We start from the raw sequence: 19,455 nt of genomic DNA on the forward strand, positions 1-19,455 counted from the left end.
GCCATTCCCCGTCACTCCGAAACACCGACGGGCAGACCGTGGCCTGCCCGTCGTATTGCTGTCATCTATCCGGTTCGCCTCAGGACTTCTTGTCGTCCTTGACTTCGGTGAACTCGGCATCGACGACGTCATCCTGCGACGGACCTGCACCGGCCGGACCGGCGCCCATGTCCGGGCCCGCCTGGCCGGCGGAGGCCGCGGCGAACAGCGATTGCGCGGCTTCTTCCAGCGCCTTGGCCTTGGCTTCGATCTGCGCCTTGTCGTCGCCGCGCATCGCGGTCTCGAGCTCGGCGATCGCGCCTTCGGCACGGCCGATCACGTCACCCGGCACCTTGTCGCCGTTGTCCTTGATCGCGCTGCGGGCGGAGTGGATCAGGCCATCGGCGTGGTTGCGGGCCTGCACCAGCTCGTGGAACTTCTTGTCCTCTTCGCGGTGCGCCTCGGCGTCCTGCACCATCTTCTGGATTTCTTCGTCCGACAGACCGGAACCGGCCTTGATCTCGACCTTCTGTTCCTTGCCGGTCTTCTTGTCCTTGGCGGTCACGTGGACGATGCCGTTGGCGTCGATGTCGAACGACACTTCCACCTGCGGCATGCCGCGCGGCGCCGGCTCGATGCCGGACAGGTCGAAGCGGGCCAGCGACTTGTTGTAGCGGGCCTGTTCGCGCTCGCCCTGCAGCACGTGCACGGTGACGGCGGACTGGTTGTCCTCGGCCGTCGAGAAGACCTGCGAGGCCTTGGTCGGCACCGTCGTGTTCTTCTCGATGATCTTGGTGAAGACACCGCCCAGGGTTTCGATGCCCAGCGACAGCGGGGTCACGTCGAGCAGCAGCACGTCCTTGACGTCGCCCTGCAACACGCCGCCCTGGATCGCGGCGCCTACGGCGACGGCTTCGTCCGGGTTGACGTCCTTGCGCGGCTCCTTGCCGAAGAAATCGGTGACGGCCTGCTGGACCTTCGGCATGCGGGTCTGGCCGCCGACGAGGATCACCTCGGAGATGTCGGACGCGCGCAGGCCGGCGTCATTCAGCGCGACGCGGCACGGTTCGATGGTCTTCTTGACCAGGTCATCGACCAGCGACTCCAGCTTGGCGCGGGTCAACTTGATGTTGAGGTGCTTCGGGCCCGAAGCATCCGCCGTGACGTACGGCAGGTTGACTTCGGTGTGCTGCGCGGAGGACAGCTCGATCTTGGCGCGCTCGGCCGCGTCCTTCAGGCGCTGCAGTGCCAGCGGGTCCTTGCGCAGGTCGATGCCCTGGTCCTTGTTGAACTCGTCGACGAGGTAGTCGATGACGCGCTTGTCGAAGTCTTCGCCGCCCAGGAAGGTGTCGCCGTTCGTCGACAGCACTTCCACCTGCATTTCACCGTCGACGGACGCGATCTCGATGATCGACACGTCGAAGGTGCCGCCGCCGAGGTCGTACACCGCAACCTTGCGGTCGCCGCCCTTCTTGTCCATGCCGTAGGCCAGCGCGGCCGCGGTCGGCTCATTGATGATGCGCTTGACGTCGAGGCCCGCGATCCTGCCGGCGTCCTTGGTCGCCTGGCGCTGGCTGTCGTTGAAGTAGGCCGGGACGGTGATGACGGCTTCGGTGACGGTTTCGCCCAGGTAGGCTTCCGCCGTCTTTTTCATCTTGGCCAGCACTTCAGCCGAAATCTGCTGCGGCGCCATCTTCTTGCTGTCGGCGGTTTCCACCCAGGCATCGCCGTTGTCATGCTGGGTGATCTTGTAGGGGACGAGACCGATGTCCTTCTGCACTTCGGCATCGGTGAACTTGCGGCCGATCAGGCGCTTCACCGCATAGAAGGTGTTCTTGGGGTTGGTCACCGCCTGGCGCTTGGCCGAGGCGCCGACCAGCACTTCGCCGTCCTTGGTGAACGCCACGATCGACGGCGTGGTGCGATCGCCTTCGGCGTTCTCGATGACGCGGGCCTTGCCGCCTTCCATGATCGCCACGCACGAGTTGGTCGTACCCAGGTCGATGCCGATGATCTTTGCCATTGGTGTTTCCTCTTGCGAATCTTGGTCGTTGATGGCGGTGTGAACCGCTGATGTGGGCTATTTGGGGCTGGGGGGCGGTCGGTTCAAGCGTCCTGGAAACACAGCCCGTGTCTCGATGCCCTCACGCGCTGCGGCGCGTTCGAGCCAGTCGCAGACCGACTGCGCCCGCGGCGCCCCTCAGTCGTGCTTGCTGATGGTCACCAGCGCCGGACGCAGCAGGCGATCGTTCAGCAGCCAACCCTTCTGGTAGACCTGCACGACGTGGCCGGGCTCGTGGCCGTCGCCATCAACCATGGCCATGGCCTGGTGGTGTTCGGGATTGAAGGGCTTGCCGGCGGGATCGACCGCGACCAGGCCGTTGTCGCCGGCCACCTTCAGCAACTGGCGCAGGGTCAGCTCCATGCCTTCGCGCAGGTGCTGCGCGGTGTCCGCCTTTACGGCGAGGCCGGCCTCGAGGCTGTCGACCACGGGGAGCAGGTCGCCGAGCAAGCGCTCATTGGCGAACTTGCGGGCCATCTCGATATCGCGGGCGAGGCGCTTGCGCTGGTTGTCCAGCTCGGCGCGCTCGCGCAGCGATTCTTCGCGCAGCTGGGCCAGTTCGGCCTTCAGCGTTTCCAACTCGGCGACGAGGGGATTGGGAGGGGTGACGGCGGGATTCTCGCCGGTGGCTTCTTGCATCGGTTCGGTCGTCATCTTGGGCGTGGGTCTGCCTTGCGCGAAGTGCGCACCCTGCTGCAATGGGGCCGGGGCAAAGCCGATTCAAGCGCCCCGGGCCCGCGACTGCACGACGATCGCGGTTCTTACCGGAACGGCCTACCGGGACGGCTCGGGCTGGATCGCGGCCCCGAGCGCCTCCGCAGCGGCCTGCACCACCGGGATCACGCGCTCATAGGCCATGCGGCTGGGGCCGATCACTCCGAGCACCCCCAACACCTGCCCTCCAGCGGCGTAGGGGGCGGTCACCAGGGACATTCCTTCCATCGGTGCCAGGCCGGTTTCCTCGCCGATGAAGATGCGCACGCCCGTGGCGCGAACCGTGCGCTCGAGCAGTTGCAGGATCTCGCGCTTGCGGGCGAAGGCTTCGAACAGGTCGCGCAGACGATCGAGGTCGGCCAGTTCCTGCACGCCCATCAGCCGGGTCTGCCCGGCCAGCACCATGTCATCGTGGCTGGGGGCGAGTACCTGTTCGGCCAGCTCCACCGACTGCGCAAGCAGCGTTTCCATCTCGTCGCGGGCGCTGCGCAGCTCGCGCAGCAGGCGGGCGCGGATATCCGGCAGCGTCCGCCCAGAGAAATGGGTGTTGAGGTAGTTGGCGACGCGCTCCAGTTCGCTGGCATCGTAGGGCCGGCGCGTCTGGATGATCCGGTTCTGCACCTCGTTGTCCGAGAACACCAGGATCGCAAGCACGCGCTGCGCGTCCAGCGGGACGAATTCGATGCGACGGAAGGCGAACTGCTCGCGCCGGGGCACACTCACCACGCCCACGAAGTGGGTCATCGCCGAGAGCAGTTCCGACGCACTGCCGAGCAGGGCCTGGGTTCCGGAGCCCGCCGGCAGCTCGCTGCGCAGGCGTGCGACCTCACCTTCCGGCAATGGCCGGACCTGGAGCAGCGAGTCCACGAACAGGCGGTAGCCCTGGGCCGTGGGAATGCGCCCGGCCGAGGTATGCGGTGCGCTGAGGAGTCCCACTTCCTCCAGGTCCGCCAGGATGTTGCGGATCGTCGCCGCGCTCACGTCCAGCCCCGCGTGACGGGCCAGTGTCTGCGATCCCACCGGCTCACCGCTCTGGATGTAGCGGCCGATCAGCGTGCGGAGCAATTGCCGCGCACGGGGATCCAGGCTGGTGTAGTCGGGGAAATGACGATTCATGTGGGCCATATAAAGGCGGCAGGGGGGCTACGCAAGCTTCTGGGCGCCGATCGTTTCAATTTGTGAGACGCAACCCGGCTACATCTTGCCTCGCTACCCTTTTCCGAAACTGGCCGCCGCTACAATCACGCCCCATGCTCGTCCACCTCGCCATCAAGGATTTCGCCGTCGTCCGCAGCGCGGAACTGGATTTCGCCCGCGGACTCACCGTCATTTCAGGCGAGACCGGCGCCGGCAAGTCGCTGCTGGTCGACGCCCTCGGACTGCTCTCGGGCCTGCGCGCCGACAGCGGCGTCGTCCGCCACGGCGCCGAGCGGGCCGAGCTGACGGCGGGCTTCGTGCTCGATGACGCCTCCGCCGCCCTCGCCTGGCTGCGCGAAAACGCCCTGGACGAAAGCGAAGACGACTCGGTTTGCCAGATCCGGCGCGTGATCCGTGCCGATGGCGGTTCGCGCGCATGGATCAACGGCCGCCCCGCGACCGTCACCCAGGTCACCGAGCTGGCCAGCCTGCTGGTCGAGATACATGGCCAGCACGAGCACCAGGCATTGCTTGCGCGCTCCAGCCAGTTGGCTCTGCTCGACGCCTACGGCCGCAACGACGCCGAACTCATCGTGGTGGCGAAGGCGGCCGAGGCCTGGAGCGAGCTGCTGCGCGAGCGCGAAGCCCTGCTCGCGCAGGGGGATGTCTCCGATCGCATCGGCTGGCTGGAACACCAGTTCGCCGAACTCGAGCGCGAGGCCCTCGAGCCCGATTCCCTTTTGAAGCTGCAGGCCGACCACCGTCGCCTCGCCCATGCTGCTGGCCTGATCGCCGCCTGCGATGGCGCCTTCGCGCAGCTGGGGGGTGACGAAGGCCCCTCGCTGTCGCGCGCCCTGCACCATGTTCGCGGTGAACTGCAGCGCGTGGCGGAGCACGAGCCGCGACTGGCCGAGGTCGATGCGATGCTCGACGCCGCCGCGATCCAGATCGACGAGGCGCTGGTCATGCTCGACCGGGTGCGCAGCGACCTCGATCTCGACCCTGACGCCCTCACGCAGTTGGAACACCGCCTCGGCCGGATCCATGAGCTCTCGCGCAAGCACCGCGTACCCGCCGAGCAACTCGCTTTCCAACGCGATTCGATCGCCGCGGAACTGGAACGACTGCGCGGTGCCGACGAACGCCTGCAGCGGCTCGATGGAGATATCGAGCGGGCCACGACTGCCTGGAGCCAGGCCGCCGGCATCCTCGGCGCGAAGCGCCGCGCAGCTGCGGCGGCACTGTCGAAGGACACCACCGCCCTGATCGCCGAACTCGGCATGGGCGGCGGTCGTTTCGAGGTCGCACTGGAGCCGATCGAAACCGGGCGCCCCGACCCGCAGGGTGGTGAGCGCGTCGAATTCCTGGTCGCCGCCAACCTGGGCCAGCCCGCACGTCCGCTGCGCAAGGTCGCCTCGGGCGGCGAGCTTTCGCGCATCTCGCTGGCGATAGAAGTTGCCGCTCTAGGCCTCGATGCCGTGCCCACGATGGTCTTCGACGAAGTCGATTCGGGCATCGGCGGCGGGGTCGCCGAAATCGTCGGCCAGAAACTGCGCGCTCTCGGCGCTTCGCGGCAGGTGTTGTGCGTAACCCACCTGCCCCAGGTGGCCGCGCAGGGGCATGCCCATTACCGGGTCAGCAAGGCCGCGAGCGAGGGCGTTACCCAGAGCGCGGTGCAGTCACTCGATGCGAAGCAGCGCGAGGAAGAACTCGCGCGGATGCTCGGCGGCGTGGAGATGACCCGCGAGGCGCGCGCGGCTGCGAAGCGCCTGTTGGCGGACGTGGAGTAGCTGCGCGAGCCCGGCGATTCGATAACCCCGCGCGCTGCGGCGCGCCCATCGATTCAGTGCCAGATGATTTACCGCGGCGCCTTCTTGCGCACGTAGAGCACCAGCGAGTGCTCTTCGATCTCGTATCCGTGCTGCGCGGCAATCTTGCGCTGCAGCTCCTCGATCTCGCTGCTTTCGAACTCGGTGATCTTGCCCGTATCGACATCGACCATGTGGTCGTGGTGATGGCCCCGGTCCAGTTCGTAAACCGACTGGCCGGCCTCGAAGTTGTGTTTCAGCACCAGCCCGGCCGCCTCGAACTGGGTCAGCACGCGATATACCGTCGCGAGGCCAATGTCCTCCCCGTGCTCCAGCAGGTGACGGTAGATGTCTTCGGCCGTCATGTGCCGGGGCTTGGCCTGCTCAAGCAGGCTGAGGATCCGCAGGCGCGGATGGGTGACTTTGAGTCCGGCGTTGCGAAGGTCTTCGGATTCCATGGGTTTCCTTCAGTCCGGATGGCCGCGATCGACAAACCGGGTGCCGCGGGCGCCGTGGGCGTCGTGGGAAAAACGGCCCGGAACGGCGGATGAACATGTCCGCGGCCGGGCCGCGTGGCGATGGCTTCAGTGTATCATCGGCCCCTGTTTCTACTGTCCGCCTGTCGCGAAGAACACGATGCGTAAGCTCCTGCTGGTCCTTATTGTCGCCCTGTCCACCGCGGGCTGCGGCATCCTCTACAAGCAGCCGATCTACCAGGGCAACCTCCTGGAAAAGACCAACGTCGACCAGCTGCAGGCCGGCATGAGCAAGCAGCAGGTGCTGGTGCTGCTGGGTACGCCTTCGATCGAAGACCCCTTCCACCACGAGCGCTGGGACTACACCGCCAGCCAGCGCGTGGGCCGCATCGGCCGCACCGAAATCAAGAACTTCACGCTCTACTTCGAAGGCGACACCCTCGCCCGCTGGGAAGGCGACTACTTCCCCGAGCAGGACGAGGCCCTGGCCAAGGCCGCGCCGAAGCAGTTCGGCCGCAACCTGGCCAAGGACAAGGACAAGAAGCGCCGCCGCTGATCCAAGCCGGCCGGTTGCAGGAAAAAAGCGGAGCCAAGCTCCGCTTTTTTTGTGGTCATTTCTTCGGCAGGCGGCGTCGCTCTTCCACGCGCTGCCGCCGCGCGTCCTTCGGGTCGGCAAGCAGCGGCCTGAGCAGTTCGACACGATCGCCCTCGCGCAGGATCGCCGCGCCCTCGGTCCGCTGCCCGAAGACGGCGTAGGCCACCGCTTGCGGATCATCGCCCCACGCGGCCGCGTCGACCGCCTCGCGCACGGTGGTCCCCTCCGGCAATTCCAGCTCGACCCGCTCATGACGGCGGGGCCAGGCCCGCACCAGTTCCACTTTCATGACATCCGGCTCGGCACATCCGCTTCCGCCGAATCGGCAATGCGGACGAAGTCGTCCACCATGCGATCGGCCAGACTCTGGAACCCCACCGCCAATGCGGGGCCGAGCAACTTCACGGCCGGCTCGAAGTCGAGGGTCAACGTCACCTTGCAGGCGGACTCGTCGAGCGCGTGGAACTCCCAACGTCCGCTCAATTTGCGAAAGGGGCCGTCGACCAGCTTCAGGTCGATGTGGTGCGGCGCCTTGAGCGTGTTGTGGGTGGTGAACCAGGTGCGCAGCGCGCCGAGCCCCAGGTCCAGTCGCGCGACCATGTGCTCATCGTCGGCTTCGAGCACATCGGCGGAATCGCACCAGTCGAAACGGCGTGGATAGGCCGCCACGTCATTGACCAGCGCGAACATGCGCGCGGCGGAGTGTTCGACCAGGGCGGAGCGGCGAATGGTGGGCATGGGGCTTCGTGTGTTCCGGTCGCTGCACATCGCGCTCGCCAGCATGGGACAATGGCGCGATGGCAAAGAATTCCAGCAGCAAGGGCGGCAAGGATAAAGGAAAGGGGGGCGGTGGCGACGCCACGGCCGTGAAGACCATTGCCCTTAACAAGCGTTCCCGCCACGAATACCACCTCGAAGAGCGCTTCGAGGCCGGCCTGGCCCTGCAGGGCTGGGAGCTCAAGGCGATCCGCGCGGGCCGCGCCAATATCGTCGACGCCTACGCGATGATCCGCGAAGGCGAGATGTTCGTGTATGGATCCCAGATCACGCCGCTGATTTCAGCCTCCACCCACGTCGTCGCCGAGGACCGGCGCACGCGCAAGCTGCTCCTGCACCGTCGCGAGATCGACCGCCTGGTCGGCCGCGTGCAGCGCGACGGCTACACCGTGGTGATCACCGCGCTCTATTGGAAGGGCAACAAGGTCAAGGCCGAGATAGCGCTGGCCAAGGGCAAGCAGACGCACGACAAGCGCGAAGCCAGCAAGGAACGCGACTGGGCACGCGAGAAGCAGCGGGTCATGCGTCGCCACAACAAGAACGCCTAGCGCGTTCCAAAGCCGGACTGGCGTCAGGCGCCCTGCCGGGAATCCGAAGCGGGTTCGACAATCTCGGGCAACGTGAAGTAGAACACCGCGCCCTCCCCTTCGCGTCCTTCCGCGCGGATGAGGCCGCCATGGCGCTCGATGATGCGTTTCACCGATGCCAGGCCGATGCCATGCCCGCTGAATTCATGCAGGGAATGCAGCCGCTGGAAGGGACGGAACAGCTTGTTGACGTACACCTGCGGGAAGCCGGCGCCATTGTCGCGGACGTAGAACTCGACGTCGCCGCCAGGTTGTTCGATGGCACCGAACTCGATCATCGCGTGCTCGCGGCCGCGCGTGAACTTCCACGCGTTGCCGAGCAGGTTGCCAAGCAGGTTGCGCAGCAGAGTGGCGTCGCCGATCGCGGCCATGCCCGGCATGATGCGCACGGCGAGCTCACGACCGGGATCGCCGGCGCGCAGCTCGTCGATCACCTCCACCGCCATGCGACTGAGGTCGACCGACTCGCGACGCACCTCGGCGCGACCGAGGCGCGAGATCTGCAGGATCGCGTCGATGAGCTCGCCCATGCGCGTGGCGGCCTTGCGCACCCGGCGCAGGTAATCCCTGCCGCCTTCGTCCAGCTGGTTTTCGTAGCGCTCGATGAGCACACGACTGAAGCCGTCGATCGAACGTAATGGGGCGCGCAGGTCGTGCGAGACGCTGTAGGCGAAAGCTTCCAGCTCCTGGTTCGCCTGGCTCAGCTCGCGCGTGCGCAGGGCCACGCGCTGTTCAAGCGTGCGATTGAGGGCATGGACACGGGCTTGCGCGCGAACGCGTTCGGTTACGTCTTCGACCTCGACCAGCCCGGTGATGTCCTGCCCGATATTGCCCGGCACCGGCGCGTAGGTGAGTTGCGCCTCCCGCGGAAGGTCGCCTTCGCGACGGAGATGCCGGGTAACGCGATGGATTCCATTGGCATCCGTCGTCCCCTCGCCATTCGGCCGCAGCGAGGACTCGTCGTCCTCGAACAGTGACTCGAACGCATGCCCCCGCAGCGATTCCTCGTGGCGCCCCACGATCCGGCATAGCGCAGGATTGACTTCAACCATTCGCCCTTCGCTGTCCAACAGCGCCTTGCCAATCGCCGAGTGCTGCATGGAGCTGCGGAAGCGCTGCTCGCTGCGGCGGTAATCCTCGGTCATCCGCGTTGCGATCACGACGGCGCGATCCTCCGTGCGCGCAAGCGTCCAGGCCACGCCATAGAGCAACAGGGCGGCGACCATGCCCAATGCAAGCATGCTTTCCAGGCCCCTGACGTGGGGCGCGGCCACGGCTTCAGGTGGCGAATCGAACTCCAGGCGCCAGTGGCGACCGTATCGGGCCATCGCCACCTGGTGGTGGAACGCCGGCTCCGCCTGCCCTCCCTTGCTGGCAAAAAGCAGCCGATCCCCGCCATCGGTATCGAAAATACGCAAGCCAACGTCGGCGTAGGCCGTGCCCAGCGAAACATCGACATAGCGGTCGAGATCGAATGGCAGGTACACCCAACCCTGCATCGACAGTTCCCGCGACGCGGGCGTGCGCGGACGATCGCCATCCCGGAAGACGGGGACGAACAGCAGGAGGTCGCGCGCGTATGCCTGCACCGGACCGCTCAGGCGCGCCTCTCCCGTGTCCAGCCCCGCCTGCAGCGCTTCAGCGCTGGCCGGGTCGCTCAGCAGGTCCAGGCCGATGGCCGCGACGTTGTCGGGCGTGCGTGGTTCCAGATAGAGGACGGGGGCATAGCGCGCACGCATCCCGTGCGGGCGCACATTCAATTGGCCATAGCCGGAATCGCGCCATTCGATCTGCAGGTCGTCAAGGCTGTTGCTGCTGACGTAGCCCACGAAACCAAGGCCTTCCGCTGCAGGAAACCGCGTACGCAGACTCAGGCTGTCGACGTAGTCCGCCCATTGCTGCGGCGTCGGTCGCGCCATCGATGCGAACAACGCCGTGCCGCCACGAGCTACCAGTTCGTAATACACGAGCCGCTGGTTCAGGCGTTCGACCATTTCGGTCGTCCGGGCCACGAAGCTGGCTTCTGCAGCACGCAATTCGCGTTCGCGCGCGTAGTGCCAGGCGACGAGTACGAAGACCAGGGAACCCACCAGCACCATCAGTGCCAGCAGATACCCTCCCCGCGGCATCAGCCCGGAGCGATGACTGTCCGAGGTCCGTATGGTTCCTGTCCCCATCGCCCAAGCATACAAGCCCGGCGCGCGGCGGCAGGCAAAAAAAAGCCCGCCGAAGCGGGCTTTTTCCTGATTGGTGGAGGTGGGGGGAATTGAACCCCCGTCCGAAGGCACTCCATCCCCGGCACTACATGCTTAGCTCACCGTTGGATCTCGTCCCCGGACAGCACGGTGCGCGAAGCGCATCCGGGGACCAGCCTGCTTTGGGTTAACCGGATGCTGACAGGCAGCCACTTCCAGCGATTCCGTGATGATGACCCTACGCTGCTAGCACGGACACAGGCAGTTTCGGGGCTTACGCCTTAAGCGGCGAGAGCGTAGTTGTCGTCGTTGGCAACTAGAGTTTTGCAGCTGGATTTACGAGGAAAGCTACCCCCTCGGCATGCGCCAAGCGACTTTGCGACCCCCGTCGAAGCCAGTGCACCCCCGGGGACAGTCAAAAACGCTGACCTGTCCAGTATAGGGGCGCATGGGCCGATCTCAAGCTTTGTTTCGGCGTTGCCTGAAGGTCTGCACAGGAGGAATCCACCGTGCGGATCCGCCACTCCTGGACCTGGTTGGCAGGACGTGCACGGGGCGGTTTCCCGCCCCGCTCGACACCACTGAGTGAATCAGCCCTGCACCGGAACCAGGGTGATTTCCACGCGACGGTTCTGCTGGCGGCCCTCTTCGGTAGCGTTGCTCGCGATCGGGTGCAACTCGCCCGCGCCCACGATCATGAGTCGCTGCTGCATAACGCCATGGCTCTGCAGGTAAGCCGCAACCGAGTTGGCCCGGCGCACCGACAGTTGCTCGTTGTACGCGTCGCTACCGACGTTGTCGGTATGGCCCGCCACCTCGACCACCGTCTGGTTGTATTCGGTGAGGGTGCGCGCGACGTCATCGAGGACCGGATAGAACTGCGACTGCAGGTTCGCGTCATTGAAGGCGAACGTGACATTGCCCGGCATGCTCAGGGTGATGTTGTCACCCTGGCGCACCACACCTACGCCGGTGCCGGCCATGCGCTCGCGCAGCTCGCGTTCCTGGCGGTCCTGGTAGTTGCCAATCGCCCCGCCCGCAAGGGCGCCCACGCCGGCACCAACCATCGCGTGCTGACGACGCTCGGTGGCATCGCTGCCGCTGAGCAGGCCAGCCGCCACGCCCACGGCGGCGCCAATCAGCGCGCCTTTCTTGGTCTTGCTCATTCCGGCTTGCTGGCCGGCCGGTTGCGGCTGCTGGCTCTGTTGCGGCGGCGGGTTGCTGCCGTAATAGCCGCCCTGCGTCGTGCAGGCGGCGAGCAGTGCAGTGAGTACGCCGGCGGCGACCAGATTACGTGTATTCATTCCTTTCTCCTTAGGGGCAATGCGACGACGACACCATCGCAGTGATTGCCTGAACAGGGCTGAACGCGAATCACGGTCGCGTTACGTCCAGCGGGACGTGCCTGCCTCATCTGAGCCGTCAGCCAGTCACGACCCTGGATACGTGCGGTGTGTCGTCCGGCATCAGCGCATCGGCCGCAAGGCCATCGAGCCGCTCATCCCAATTGCTCATCAGCGAGAGGTACAGCAGCTTGTCGAATTCGGCACCGAAGCGCTGGATGACGTGCTCTGGATCGGGGATCAGCTTCGCATCGGCGATCAGGCCGAAATGCACGCGCCCGTTGTAACTGAGGATCGAAATGCCCACGCCCATGGAACCGGTCTGGGGTACCCAGAACATCATCTCGCGTAGTGCGCAGCCGGCCAGGTAAAGCGTCTGCGGCGGGCCGGGTACGTTGGTCGCAACCAGGGTTGCCTTCCGGCTGAAGAGCTCCAGCGCCAAGCTCTGTACCGCAGTTGGCGCCATGCCAAGCGCAGCAAGAAGCCCAAATGAAACAATAGCTTGCCGTGATGTTTTAAGGTTATTCATGCACTCGGCAACCCGCTCGACCCGGCGGATCGGGTTGTCTTCGCCCACTGGCAGTTCGAGGAAGACCAGGCCGAAGTGGTTACCCAGCTTCTTGGCGTGTTCGAGCGGACGCAGGTTGACTGGAACGGTGGCGCGCAAGGTCATGCCCTCGACGTTGTCGCCGCGTTCGATCATGTACTCGCGCAACGCCCCCGCGGCCGTCGCCATCAACACGTCGTTGACCGTGCACTCGCAGGCGCGGCCGACGGCTTTGACCTCCTCCAGGTCCAGCGGTTCGGCCCACGCGACCCGCTTGCTTACGCCGAGCTTGCCGCGCAGGAGCGAGGGCGGATCGTCCGGCAGCGTCACGGCATGCAGCAGCTCGCGACCGATCTCTCCCCCCTCCTTCGCCAGCACGGCGGCAAGCGTGGGATGCCGGTACATCTCCATGCCCTTCTCGACCATCTTGGTACCGAACTTCATGTAGCGCTCGGCCGCGCCAACGCGCCGGGCGACATGGGCGCCATCCTGTTTCAGCCACGCCTGCTGCAGGTCGCTGCCCTTGGCGGGCTCACGCGTGGTGTCGGTGAGCGAAAGCAGGACCTGCACGAGGGCGATGCCGTCCGCATAGCTGTGATGGATGCGGGCAATCAGGACCGAGCCGCCGTCGTACTTCTCCACCAGGTGGAACTGCCAGAGCGGCCGCCCCGTATCCAGCGGCGTTGACGCCAACTGGCTGACGAACCGTTCGAGTGCGCGCTTGCCGCCACGACCAGGCAATGCAGTCAGTTGCACGTGCCAGTCCAGATCGAGGTCATTGTCCGTCTGCCAGAACGCGCCCGCCGCCGTATCCACGGCTTTCTGGCGGAAGCGGCGATACGCCAGCCAGCGCTGCCGGATGACCTGGCGCAGATCGGTGATCGACATCGCGTCGGCGAACATCAGCACGCCGGTGATCATCATCGGGTTGGTGGGCTGCTCCATGCGCAACCAGGCAGTGTCGACCTTGGCCATGGGTTCGCGCCGCGTGGCGCGGATGCGCTTCGCACGTGCCTTGACGGTTCCCTTGTGTGGTCGAGCGCTGGCCATGCCGGTTCTCCATTCACCTCGGGCGAGTGAATCACGCAGGCGCAAACAGCGTCAACGCGCTCCGGGAGCGGAAAAGCGGAAAGAAGAAGCCCGGTGCGCAGGCCGGGCTTCTTCGTCCAGGGACCTATCTCTCACTGGCCCTGCAGTTCTTCCAGCGCCGCCTTCGCCTGCACCAGGCCCCAACCGAAACTGGTGTCGTAACCGGATGCCCCCAGGTCCTGCGCGGTCGCGTCCAGCGCTGCGCGCACCTGCCGATTGGTCCACGACGGATTCGCGCTCCAGATCAACGCCGCCACGCCGGACACGTGCGGCGTCGCCATCGACGTGCCGCTCATGAAGGCGTAACCGTTGTAGTTCAGGGGCAGGCGCGTATCGACGGTGGTCGACTGCCCGACATGCGCCTGCAACGCCACGCCGCTGGCCTGGGCGATGCCCACAACCGGGATCGGCGGGATGATCGACAGGTCGGTGCCGAGGGTACCGTTGAGGTCGCCGGCGACGTTGTTGTAGATCACCGCCGCCGTGCCTCCGCCAGCAAAGACGTTGCCGGCCTTGGTGACGAAGGTCGCGGCCCCGCGCTGGCAGAGCACCACCTTTCCCGACCAGCTGGTATCGCCGGCGGGGAGTGGCGTATTGCACAAGCCGCCGTCGACCAGTGGCGCGGTCGACCCGCCGACGAAGCTGTTGGTCATCGGGATGGCCGGATACGAATCGGCACCGGACCGCACCGGTTCGGCCGGTCCCAGCGGATAGGTGCTGAGCACCGCCACGCCAGGCGCGGCGATTTCGGTCTGGTCGTTCTTCGCCGAGAAGCCCGCCAGGGCCTTGTTGCTGTCGATGGCGGCCACCGAGACGACGCTGTCATAGGCCGCCGGATACGAATAGGCATCGGTCGGCGTGGACGGCACGCCCTGGTTGCCTGCGGCGGCGATACTCAGCACACCGCGTTTTTCGAGCGCCCGGAACACCATCTCCTCGCCTTGGCTTCGCTCCGCCCCGCCCAGGCTCATGCTGATCACCTTGGCGCCCGCGTCCGCGCAACGGTTGGCCGCATCGATCAATTGCGAAGAGAAGGACCAGGTGCAGCTGGTCTGCACGTCGTTGCCGAACACCTTCACGATGAACAACGAGACCTTGCCCGGGCTGACGCCGACCACGCCCAGATCGTTCTGCGCCGCGGCGATCGTGCCGGCGACATGCGTCCCGTGGCCGCAGTTGTCGAAGAACCACTTGTCCTTCGGGAAGCCGCCGACGATGTCGACCCCCTGGAAGTCTTCGTGTCCGGCATTGATGCCCGAGTCGATCACGCAGACCCGCATGCCCTGGCCGGTTGGCGCACCTGGGTCGAGCACGTCGTTGTGGTCGGAATCCCACACATCGCGCGCCTGCACCATGTCGATGCCGTAAGGGATGGTCTGCGCCGCCGGGCGCCGGATGCGATCCGGCTCGACGAACTCCACGTTCGGGTTGTTGCGAAGCCCCTTGAGCGCCTGCGCCGGCACCGTCGCCGCGATCAGGTCGTCGCTGTCGAAGTTGTAGTGGACCTTCGCACTGACGCGTTTGAGCTCGCCCTGTACGGCGGCCTTGGCGCCCTTCTTGAACTTGATCAGCACGCGCTCCGGCGGCGGCGCTGCGGTGGAGGTGGAGGTGATGGCGGCGGCACCGAAGACCAGCACCAGGCCTGCGCCCAGCGCGCTTGCAAGCGACTTCTGCTTCATTTGACACCCCTTTGATTGGACCCCAATGGAGATACGCTCAAAGCCGCGGGAGGCCGACTGCAAGCGTCGTGCCAGCATCAACAAGGGGTGTGAGTTTCGTGTCGCGATGACAAATCACATCACGAATACGACCTAACTATTTGAATCAAAGAAGATGGCTTTGGTGCCGCGGCGGCCACGCCCCTTTCCACGTCTTGAGGTAACGCCGACTCCCGCGGCGCCCACGCAGGAGTCAGGTGCCGCGGTACTCGCGCGGAATGCGGTCGTTGAGGCCCACCAGGATCTCGTAGGGAATCACACCGGCCTGCTGCGCCAGCGCTTCGACGGTGAGGGCGTCGTCGCCCTGCGAACCGATCAGCACGACTTCGTCTTCGTTCCAGGCGCTGTCCTGGTCGATGTCGACCATGAACTGGTCCATGCACACGCGCCCGACGATGGGATAGCGGTGGCCACGGATCAGCACTTCGCCGCGGGAAGACAAGGCTCTTGGGTAGCCATCGCCGTAACCAATGGGAATGGTCACCACGCGCGTGTCGCGCTCGGGCGCCCACGTCGCCCCATAGCTGACTGTATTCCCGGCCTTGACCACCTTGAAGTAGACCACCTGGGAGGCCAGCGACATGACGGGCCTGACATCGACGCTGCGTCGCGAGGCCGGGTCGGGTTGCACGCCATACAACAGGATGCCTGGCCGGACCATGTCCAGCCACGTTTCCGGGAAATGCAACACGCCGCCGGAATTGGCCAGGTGGCGCAGCGGCATCGGCGCCCCGGTGCGCTCGATATGCGCGCAGGCTTCGAGGAATCGCTCCAACTGCTGCCCGGTCATCGGCGACTGCGGATCGTCGGCACAGGCCAGGTGCGAATAGATGCCCTTGAGGATGCACCAGTTCGAAGCTACCGCAGCCTCGATGAAGGGGCGCGCGGAATAGCTGTGCACGCCGATGCGTTCCATCCCGGTGTCGACCTTCAGGTGGATCACGGCCTTGCGGCCGAGCGCCTGCGCGGCGGCCTCTACCTGCCGAAGCTTGTCCAGCGAGGAAACGGTGATTTCCAGGTCGTGGAGGATGAACTGCGCCACCTGGCGGCCAAAGATTCCGCCGAGCACCAGGATGGGCACGGTGACGCCGGCCTGGCGCAACGCGATGCCCTCCTCGACGAATGCCACGCCCAGTTGCTCCACGCCCTGCGCTTGCAGGTGCAGCGCCACCGACACCAGACCGTGACCGTAGGCGTTGGCCTTGACGATGCCCATCACCGGCACGCCGACATGCGCGCGAATGCTGCGGAGGTTGAACGCCAGATGGTCGAGATGGACCACGATGCGAGTCGGACGCTCGCTGGCGGCAGGAGGCATGCCTGGAATCTGGTGCACTTCGTTCCCGGAAGTGGGGTTCGCAGGGCCATTCTAAGGCCCGCGCCCGCCTACGCGCGCATCCACGCGGGGAAACGAAACGGGCCGGCGAATCGCCGGCCCGTACTGACACCAGGACGAGAAAACATTACGGATCGCAGCGACGCTCGGTCACCGTCTCGGTCTTGTTCTGCTGGTTTCCCTGGATCTTGCGACCGGCATAGGCGCCGCCGGCGGCACCGGCCACGGTCGCGATTTTCTTGCCGCTGCCACCGCCGACCTGGTTGCCGAGCAGGCCACCGGCCACGGCGCCGAGCGCGGTGCCGGCGACCTTGTGGGTGTCCTTGACCTCCTTCGGCTTCTCCACCTGCACGTCGTAGCAGTGCGGTGACTTGGCGCTGGAGCTCTTGGTCGAGGTGCTCTTGGTCGACGTCGACTTGGTGCCGGACGTCTGCCCGCCCGCGTAGGCCGTGCCAGCGAGCGAGACCGCCACCGCGATGGCGATGAGGAAGGGAGTGCGGGCGCGCATGGCGATGCTCCTGTGGGAAGGATTCATCCAACCTGCGCCGGGCGCCGTTATTGGCACGTCAAACCGCCCGGAGGCCTATTCGAAACTCCCCACCGAGTCGTGCGACAGGTTGTCGAAGCGCGTGTACTCGCCGAAGAACTTCAGTTTGACCGACCCGGTGGGACCGTTACGCTGCTTGCCGATGATGACTTCGGCCAGTCCCTTGTCCGGCGAGTTTTCCTTGTTGTAGTAGTCGTCGCGGTAGATGAAGACGATGACGTCGGCGTCCTGCTCGATTGCGCCCGATTCGCGCAGGTCGGCCATCACCGGGCGCTTGTCTGCGCGCGTTTCCAGCGAGCGGTTGAGCTGGGACAGCGCAACCACCGGCACGTTGAGCTCCTTCGCCAGCGCCTTGAGCGAGCGCGAGATCTCGGAGATTTCCGTCGCACGGTTTTCGCTGTTGCCCGGAACCTGCATCAGCTGCAGGTAGTCGATGACGATGAGGCCGAGGTCGTGCTCGCGCTTGAGCCGGCGCGCCTTTGCGGCCAAGGCCACCGGCGACATCGCCGGCGTATCGTCGATGAAGATCTTGACGTCGCGGAGCATGCGGATCGCGCTGGTGACGCGGCTCCAATCCTCGTCTTCGAGCTGGCCGGTGCGCAGGCGCGTGGCATTGATGCGGCCGACCGACGAGATCAGGCGCAGCGCCAGCTGGCTGGCGGACATTTCCATCGAGAACACCGCCACGGCCTTGCGCGTCTTCAGCGCGCCGTATTCGGCCATGTTCAACGCCAGCGTGGTCTTGCCCATCGACGGGCGCGCCGCAAGGATGATCAGGTCGGTGGGCTGCAGGCCCGCGGTCATCTCGTCGAATTCGGTGTAGCCGGTCGGCAGGCCGGTAACGCCGCCGCCATTGGCGTAACGCGTCTGCAGTACGTCGAAGGCTTCCGACAGCGCCTTGTTGACCGCGGTGAAATCCTGCTTGCCGCGCGAGGCGCCCTCGGCGATCGCCAGGACCTGCTTTTCGGCTTCCTCCAGTATTTCGCTGGTATCGCGGCCCTCGGGCATGAAGCCCTCGTTGACGATGTTGGTGCCGACGTCGATCAACTGCCGCAGGACGGCCTTGTCGCGGACGATCTCGGCATAGGCCGTGATGTTGGCGGCGGACGGCGTAGTGCTGGCCAGTTCGATCAGGTAGGCGCCGCCGGCGACCTGCTCGCTCAGGCCCATCGATTCGAACCACTCGCCGAGCGTGACCGCGTCGTAGGGGCGGTTTTTTTCCGCCAGCTCGCGGATGGCGCGATAGATCAGCTGGTGGTCGCGGCGGTAGAAGTCGTTGTCGGTGATGCGATCGGCGATGCGATCGTAGGCGTCGGGGGCCAGCATCAGGCCGCCGAGCACGGCCTGTTCGGCTTCGATCGATTGCGGCGGTATGCGGAGTTGTTCTACGCGCTGGTCGCGGCGCGTCTGGAAAGCAGGATCGGGGCGCATGCCCTGGCGCGCGCTCATCAGTGCGGTGACTCCCCTGTGCGGGCCGTCGTCGCGGCCCGGTTCTTGTAGGTGTTCGGGTGGTTGGTGCGGATGTAACTGGCGAGCCATCCTAGTCGTCCCGTACGCGATGCGTTGCAGACAACTCTGTGGATAACCGGTGGGAATCTCAGAGACTGAGACCCGACCGCCCGCATGCATTCAAGGCATTCGTCCTCGCCGACGAACGGCTGGAACGGCCGCGGCCTCGCTTCCGGTCCGGCAAAAAGAAACGGGCGCCTTTCGGCGCCCGTCCCAGGATCTTGCCGTCGTAGCTTAGGCGACTTCGCCGACCACGATGACCTTGACCGTTGCGTCGATGTCGGCGTGCAGGTGCACCACGACTTCGTGCTCGCCAGTGCGGCGCAGCGGGCCTTCGCCCAGCACCACTTCCGACTTCTCGACCTTGTGGCCGTGCTTGGTCAGCGCCTCGGCGATGTCGCGCGGGCTGATCGAGCCGTACAGCTTGCCTTCGGTCGAGGCATTGGCGGTGAGGGTGACTTCCACGCCATCGAGCGCGGCCTTGCGGGCTTCGGCGCCGTCGAGCTGGGCCTTGGCCTTGGCCTCGTATTCGGCGCGCTTGGCTTCGAACTCAGCCAGGTTGGCCGTGGTGGCCGGCACGGCCTTGCCCTGCGGGACCAGGAAGTTGCGGCCGTAACCCGGCTTGACGTTGACCTTGTCGCCGAGCTTGCCGAGGTTGGTGACGTTCTGCAGGAGGATCAATTGCATGGTGTTGCTCCGTATTCGTTAGCGAGGCGTATCGCCCCGCAGCGGGTGCTGTCCGAATGACAGGTGAGGCTGCCCCCACCCCAACCCTCCCCCGCAAGCGGGAGAGGGAGTCAGGATCAGGCGTTGTGGTTGTCGGTGTACGGGATCAGGGCCAGGAAACGGGCGCGCTTGACGGCCGTTGCCAGCTGGCGCTGGTACTTCGACTTGGTACCGGTCACGCGGCTCGGCACGATCTTGCCGGTCTCGGTGAGGTACTGGCGCAGGGTGTTGAGATCCTTGTAGTCGATCTCCTTGACGCCCTCGGCCGTGAACTTGCAGAACTTGCGGCGACGGAAAAACTTGGACATGT

General features: G+C 65.7%; 18 protein-coding genes and 1 other RNA gene. 3 read left to right on the forward strand and 16 right to left on the reverse strand.

Annotated elements, in window-relative coordinates; translation table 11 throughout:
- Window positions 1–79: 79 nt before the first annotated feature.
- The 3 genes from dnaK to hrcA all read right to left on the reverse strand — a co-directional run bounded on the left by dnaK (window position 80) and on the right by hrcA (window position 3,871).
- Window positions 80–2,002 carry a molecular chaperone DnaK gene (gene dnaK / locus ACYVGE_RS05855; protein WP_460727956.1) on the reverse strand — a complete coding sequence of 641 codons (1,923 nt, stop codon included), beginning with the start codon at window positions 2,000–2,002 and terminating at the stop codon, window positions 80–82.
- A 177-nt stretch (window positions 2,003–2,179) separates the two neighbouring features.
- Window positions 2,180–2,680, reverse strand: coding sequence for a nucleotide exchange factor GrpE (grpE, locus tag ACYVGE_RS05860; RefSeq protein WP_460727957.1), 501 nt, complete (start codon window positions 2,678–2,680; stop codon window positions 2,180–2,182).
- 135 nt (window positions 2,681–2,815) lie between these two features.
- Window positions 2,816–3,871: a heat-inducible transcriptional repressor HrcA gene (gene hrcA / locus ACYVGE_RS05865; protein WP_460727959.1), complete on the reverse strand. Its 1,056-nt coding sequence runs from the start codon at window positions 3,869–3,871 to the stop codon at window positions 2,816–2,818.
- A 134-nt stretch (window positions 3,872–4,005) separates the two neighbouring features.
- On the opposite strand from hrcA, the gene recN reads away from it, so the two are divergent.
- Window positions 4,006–5,682 (forward strand): DNA repair protein RecN, encoded by a 1,677-nt coding sequence (gene recN / locus ACYVGE_RS05870; RefSeq protein ID WP_460727961.1) that lies wholly within the window; start codon window positions 4,006–4,008, stop codon window positions 5,680–5,682.
- Between the two features lie 68 nt (window positions 5,683–5,750).
- On the opposite strand, the gene fur is transcribed toward recN, so the two are convergent.
- Window positions 5,751–6,158 (reverse strand): ferric iron uptake transcriptional regulator, encoded by a 408-nt coding sequence (fur, locus tag ACYVGE_RS05875; RefSeq protein ID WP_310052769.1) that lies wholly within the window; start codon window positions 6,156–6,158, stop codon window positions 5,751–5,753.
- Window positions 6,159–6,336: 178 nt separating this feature from the next.
- Here fur and ACYVGE_RS05880 point away from each other — a divergent pair, with 178 nt between their 5' ends.
- On the forward strand, window positions 6,337–6,732 hold the full coding sequence (locus tag ACYVGE_RS05880; RefSeq protein ID WP_460727963.1) for an outer membrane protein assembly factor BamE: 396 nt from the start codon (window positions 6,337–6,339) through the stop codon (window positions 6,730–6,732).
- Between the two features lie 55 nt (window positions 6,733–6,787).
- On the opposite strand, the gene ACYVGE_RS05885 is transcribed toward ACYVGE_RS05880, so the two are convergent.
- Together ACYVGE_RS05885 and ACYVGE_RS05890 are read right to left on the reverse strand one after the other, a co-directional pair.
- The gene (locus ACYVGE_RS05885) at window positions 6,788–7,060 is read right to left on the reverse strand and encodes an RnfH family protein (RefSeq protein ID WP_460727965.1); all 273 of its coding nucleotides are present in this window, start codon (window positions 7,058–7,060) and stop codon (window positions 6,788–6,790) included.
- Complete coding sequence (locus tag ACYVGE_RS05890) at window positions 7,057–7,509, reverse strand: type II toxin-antitoxin system RatA family toxin (RefSeq protein WP_310052774.1); 453 nt, start codon at window positions 7,507–7,509, stop codon at window positions 7,057–7,059. The genes ACYVGE_RS05885 and ACYVGE_RS05890 overlap by 4 nt, the downstream gene beginning before the upstream one ends.
- Before the next feature lie 59 nt (window positions 7,510–7,568).
- Between ACYVGE_RS05890 and smpB the strand changes: the two genes are divergently transcribed.
- Window positions 7,569–8,096 carry an SsrA-binding protein SmpB gene (gene smpB, locus ACYVGE_RS05895; RefSeq protein ID WP_310052776.1) on the forward strand — a complete coding sequence of 176 codons (528 nt, stop codon included), beginning with the start codon at window positions 7,569–7,571 and terminating at the stop codon, window positions 8,094–8,096.
- Window positions 8,097–8,119: 23 nt separating this feature from the next.
- Here smpB and ACYVGE_RS05900 read toward each other — a convergent pair whose 3' ends face one another.
- The 10 genes from ACYVGE_RS05900 to rpsR form a co-directional block, all read right to left on the reverse strand.
- Window positions 8,120–10,312 (reverse strand): CHASE domain-containing protein, encoded by a 2,193-nt coding sequence (locus ACYVGE_RS05900; protein WP_460727968.1) that lies wholly within the window; start codon window positions 10,310–10,312, stop codon window positions 8,120–8,122.
- Between the two features lie 71 nt (window positions 10,313–10,383).
- Window positions 10,384–10,737, reverse strand: a transfer-messenger RNA (tmRNA) gene (gene ssrA / locus ACYVGE_RS05905).
- A gap of 183 nt (window positions 10,738–10,920) precedes the next feature.
- Window positions 10,921–11,634 carry an OmpA family protein gene (locus ACYVGE_RS05910; RefSeq protein WP_460727970.1) on the reverse strand — a complete coding sequence of 238 codons (714 nt, stop codon included), beginning with the start codon at window positions 11,632–11,634 and terminating at the stop codon, window positions 10,921–10,923.
- Window positions 11,635–11,752: 118 nt separating this feature from the next.
- Window positions 11,753–13,270 (reverse strand): WS/DGAT/MGAT family O-acyltransferase, encoded by a 1,518-nt coding sequence (locus ACYVGE_RS05915; protein ID WP_460727973.1) that lies wholly within the window; start codon window positions 13,268–13,270, stop codon window positions 11,753–11,755.
- A 131-nt stretch (window positions 13,271–13,401) separates the two neighbouring features.
- Entirely contained in the window at window positions 13,402–14,988 is a 1,587-nt protein-coding gene (locus tag ACYVGE_RS05920) for a S8 family serine peptidase (protein ID WP_460727975.1), read from the reverse strand.
- Between the two features lie 232 nt (window positions 14,989–15,220).
- Window positions 15,221–16,345, reverse strand: a complete 1,125-nt coding sequence (alr, locus tag ACYVGE_RS05925) for an alanine racemase (RefSeq protein ID WP_460727977.1) — start codon at window positions 16,343–16,345, stop codon at window positions 15,221–15,223.
- Between the two features lie 145 nt (window positions 16,346–16,490).
- Complete coding sequence (locus ACYVGE_RS05930) at window positions 16,491–16,871, reverse strand: glycine zipper 2TM domain-containing protein (protein WP_460727979.1); 381 nt, start codon at window positions 16,869–16,871, stop codon at window positions 16,491–16,493.
- A gap of 75 nt (window positions 16,872–16,946) precedes the next feature.
- Window positions 16,947–18,359, reverse strand: a complete 1,413-nt coding sequence (locus ACYVGE_RS05935) for a replicative DNA helicase (RefSeq protein ID WP_310052786.1) — start codon at window positions 18,357–18,359, stop codon at window positions 16,947–16,949.
- Window positions 18,360–18,653: 294 nt separating this feature from the next.
- Entirely contained in the window at window positions 18,654–19,106 is a 453-nt protein-coding gene (gene rplI, locus ACYVGE_RS05940) for a 50S ribosomal protein L9 (protein WP_310052787.1), read from the reverse strand.
- 116 nt (window positions 19,107–19,222) lie between these two features.
- A complete protein-coding gene (rpsR, locus tag ACYVGE_RS05945) occupies window positions 19,223–19,453 on the reverse strand; it encodes a 30S ribosomal protein S18 (RefSeq protein WP_031372470.1) in 231 nt (76 codons plus the stop codon).
- Window positions 19,454–19,455 lie beyond the last annotated feature (2 nt).

It is taken from the genome of Lysobacter rhizosphaerae (assembly GCF_054779795.1).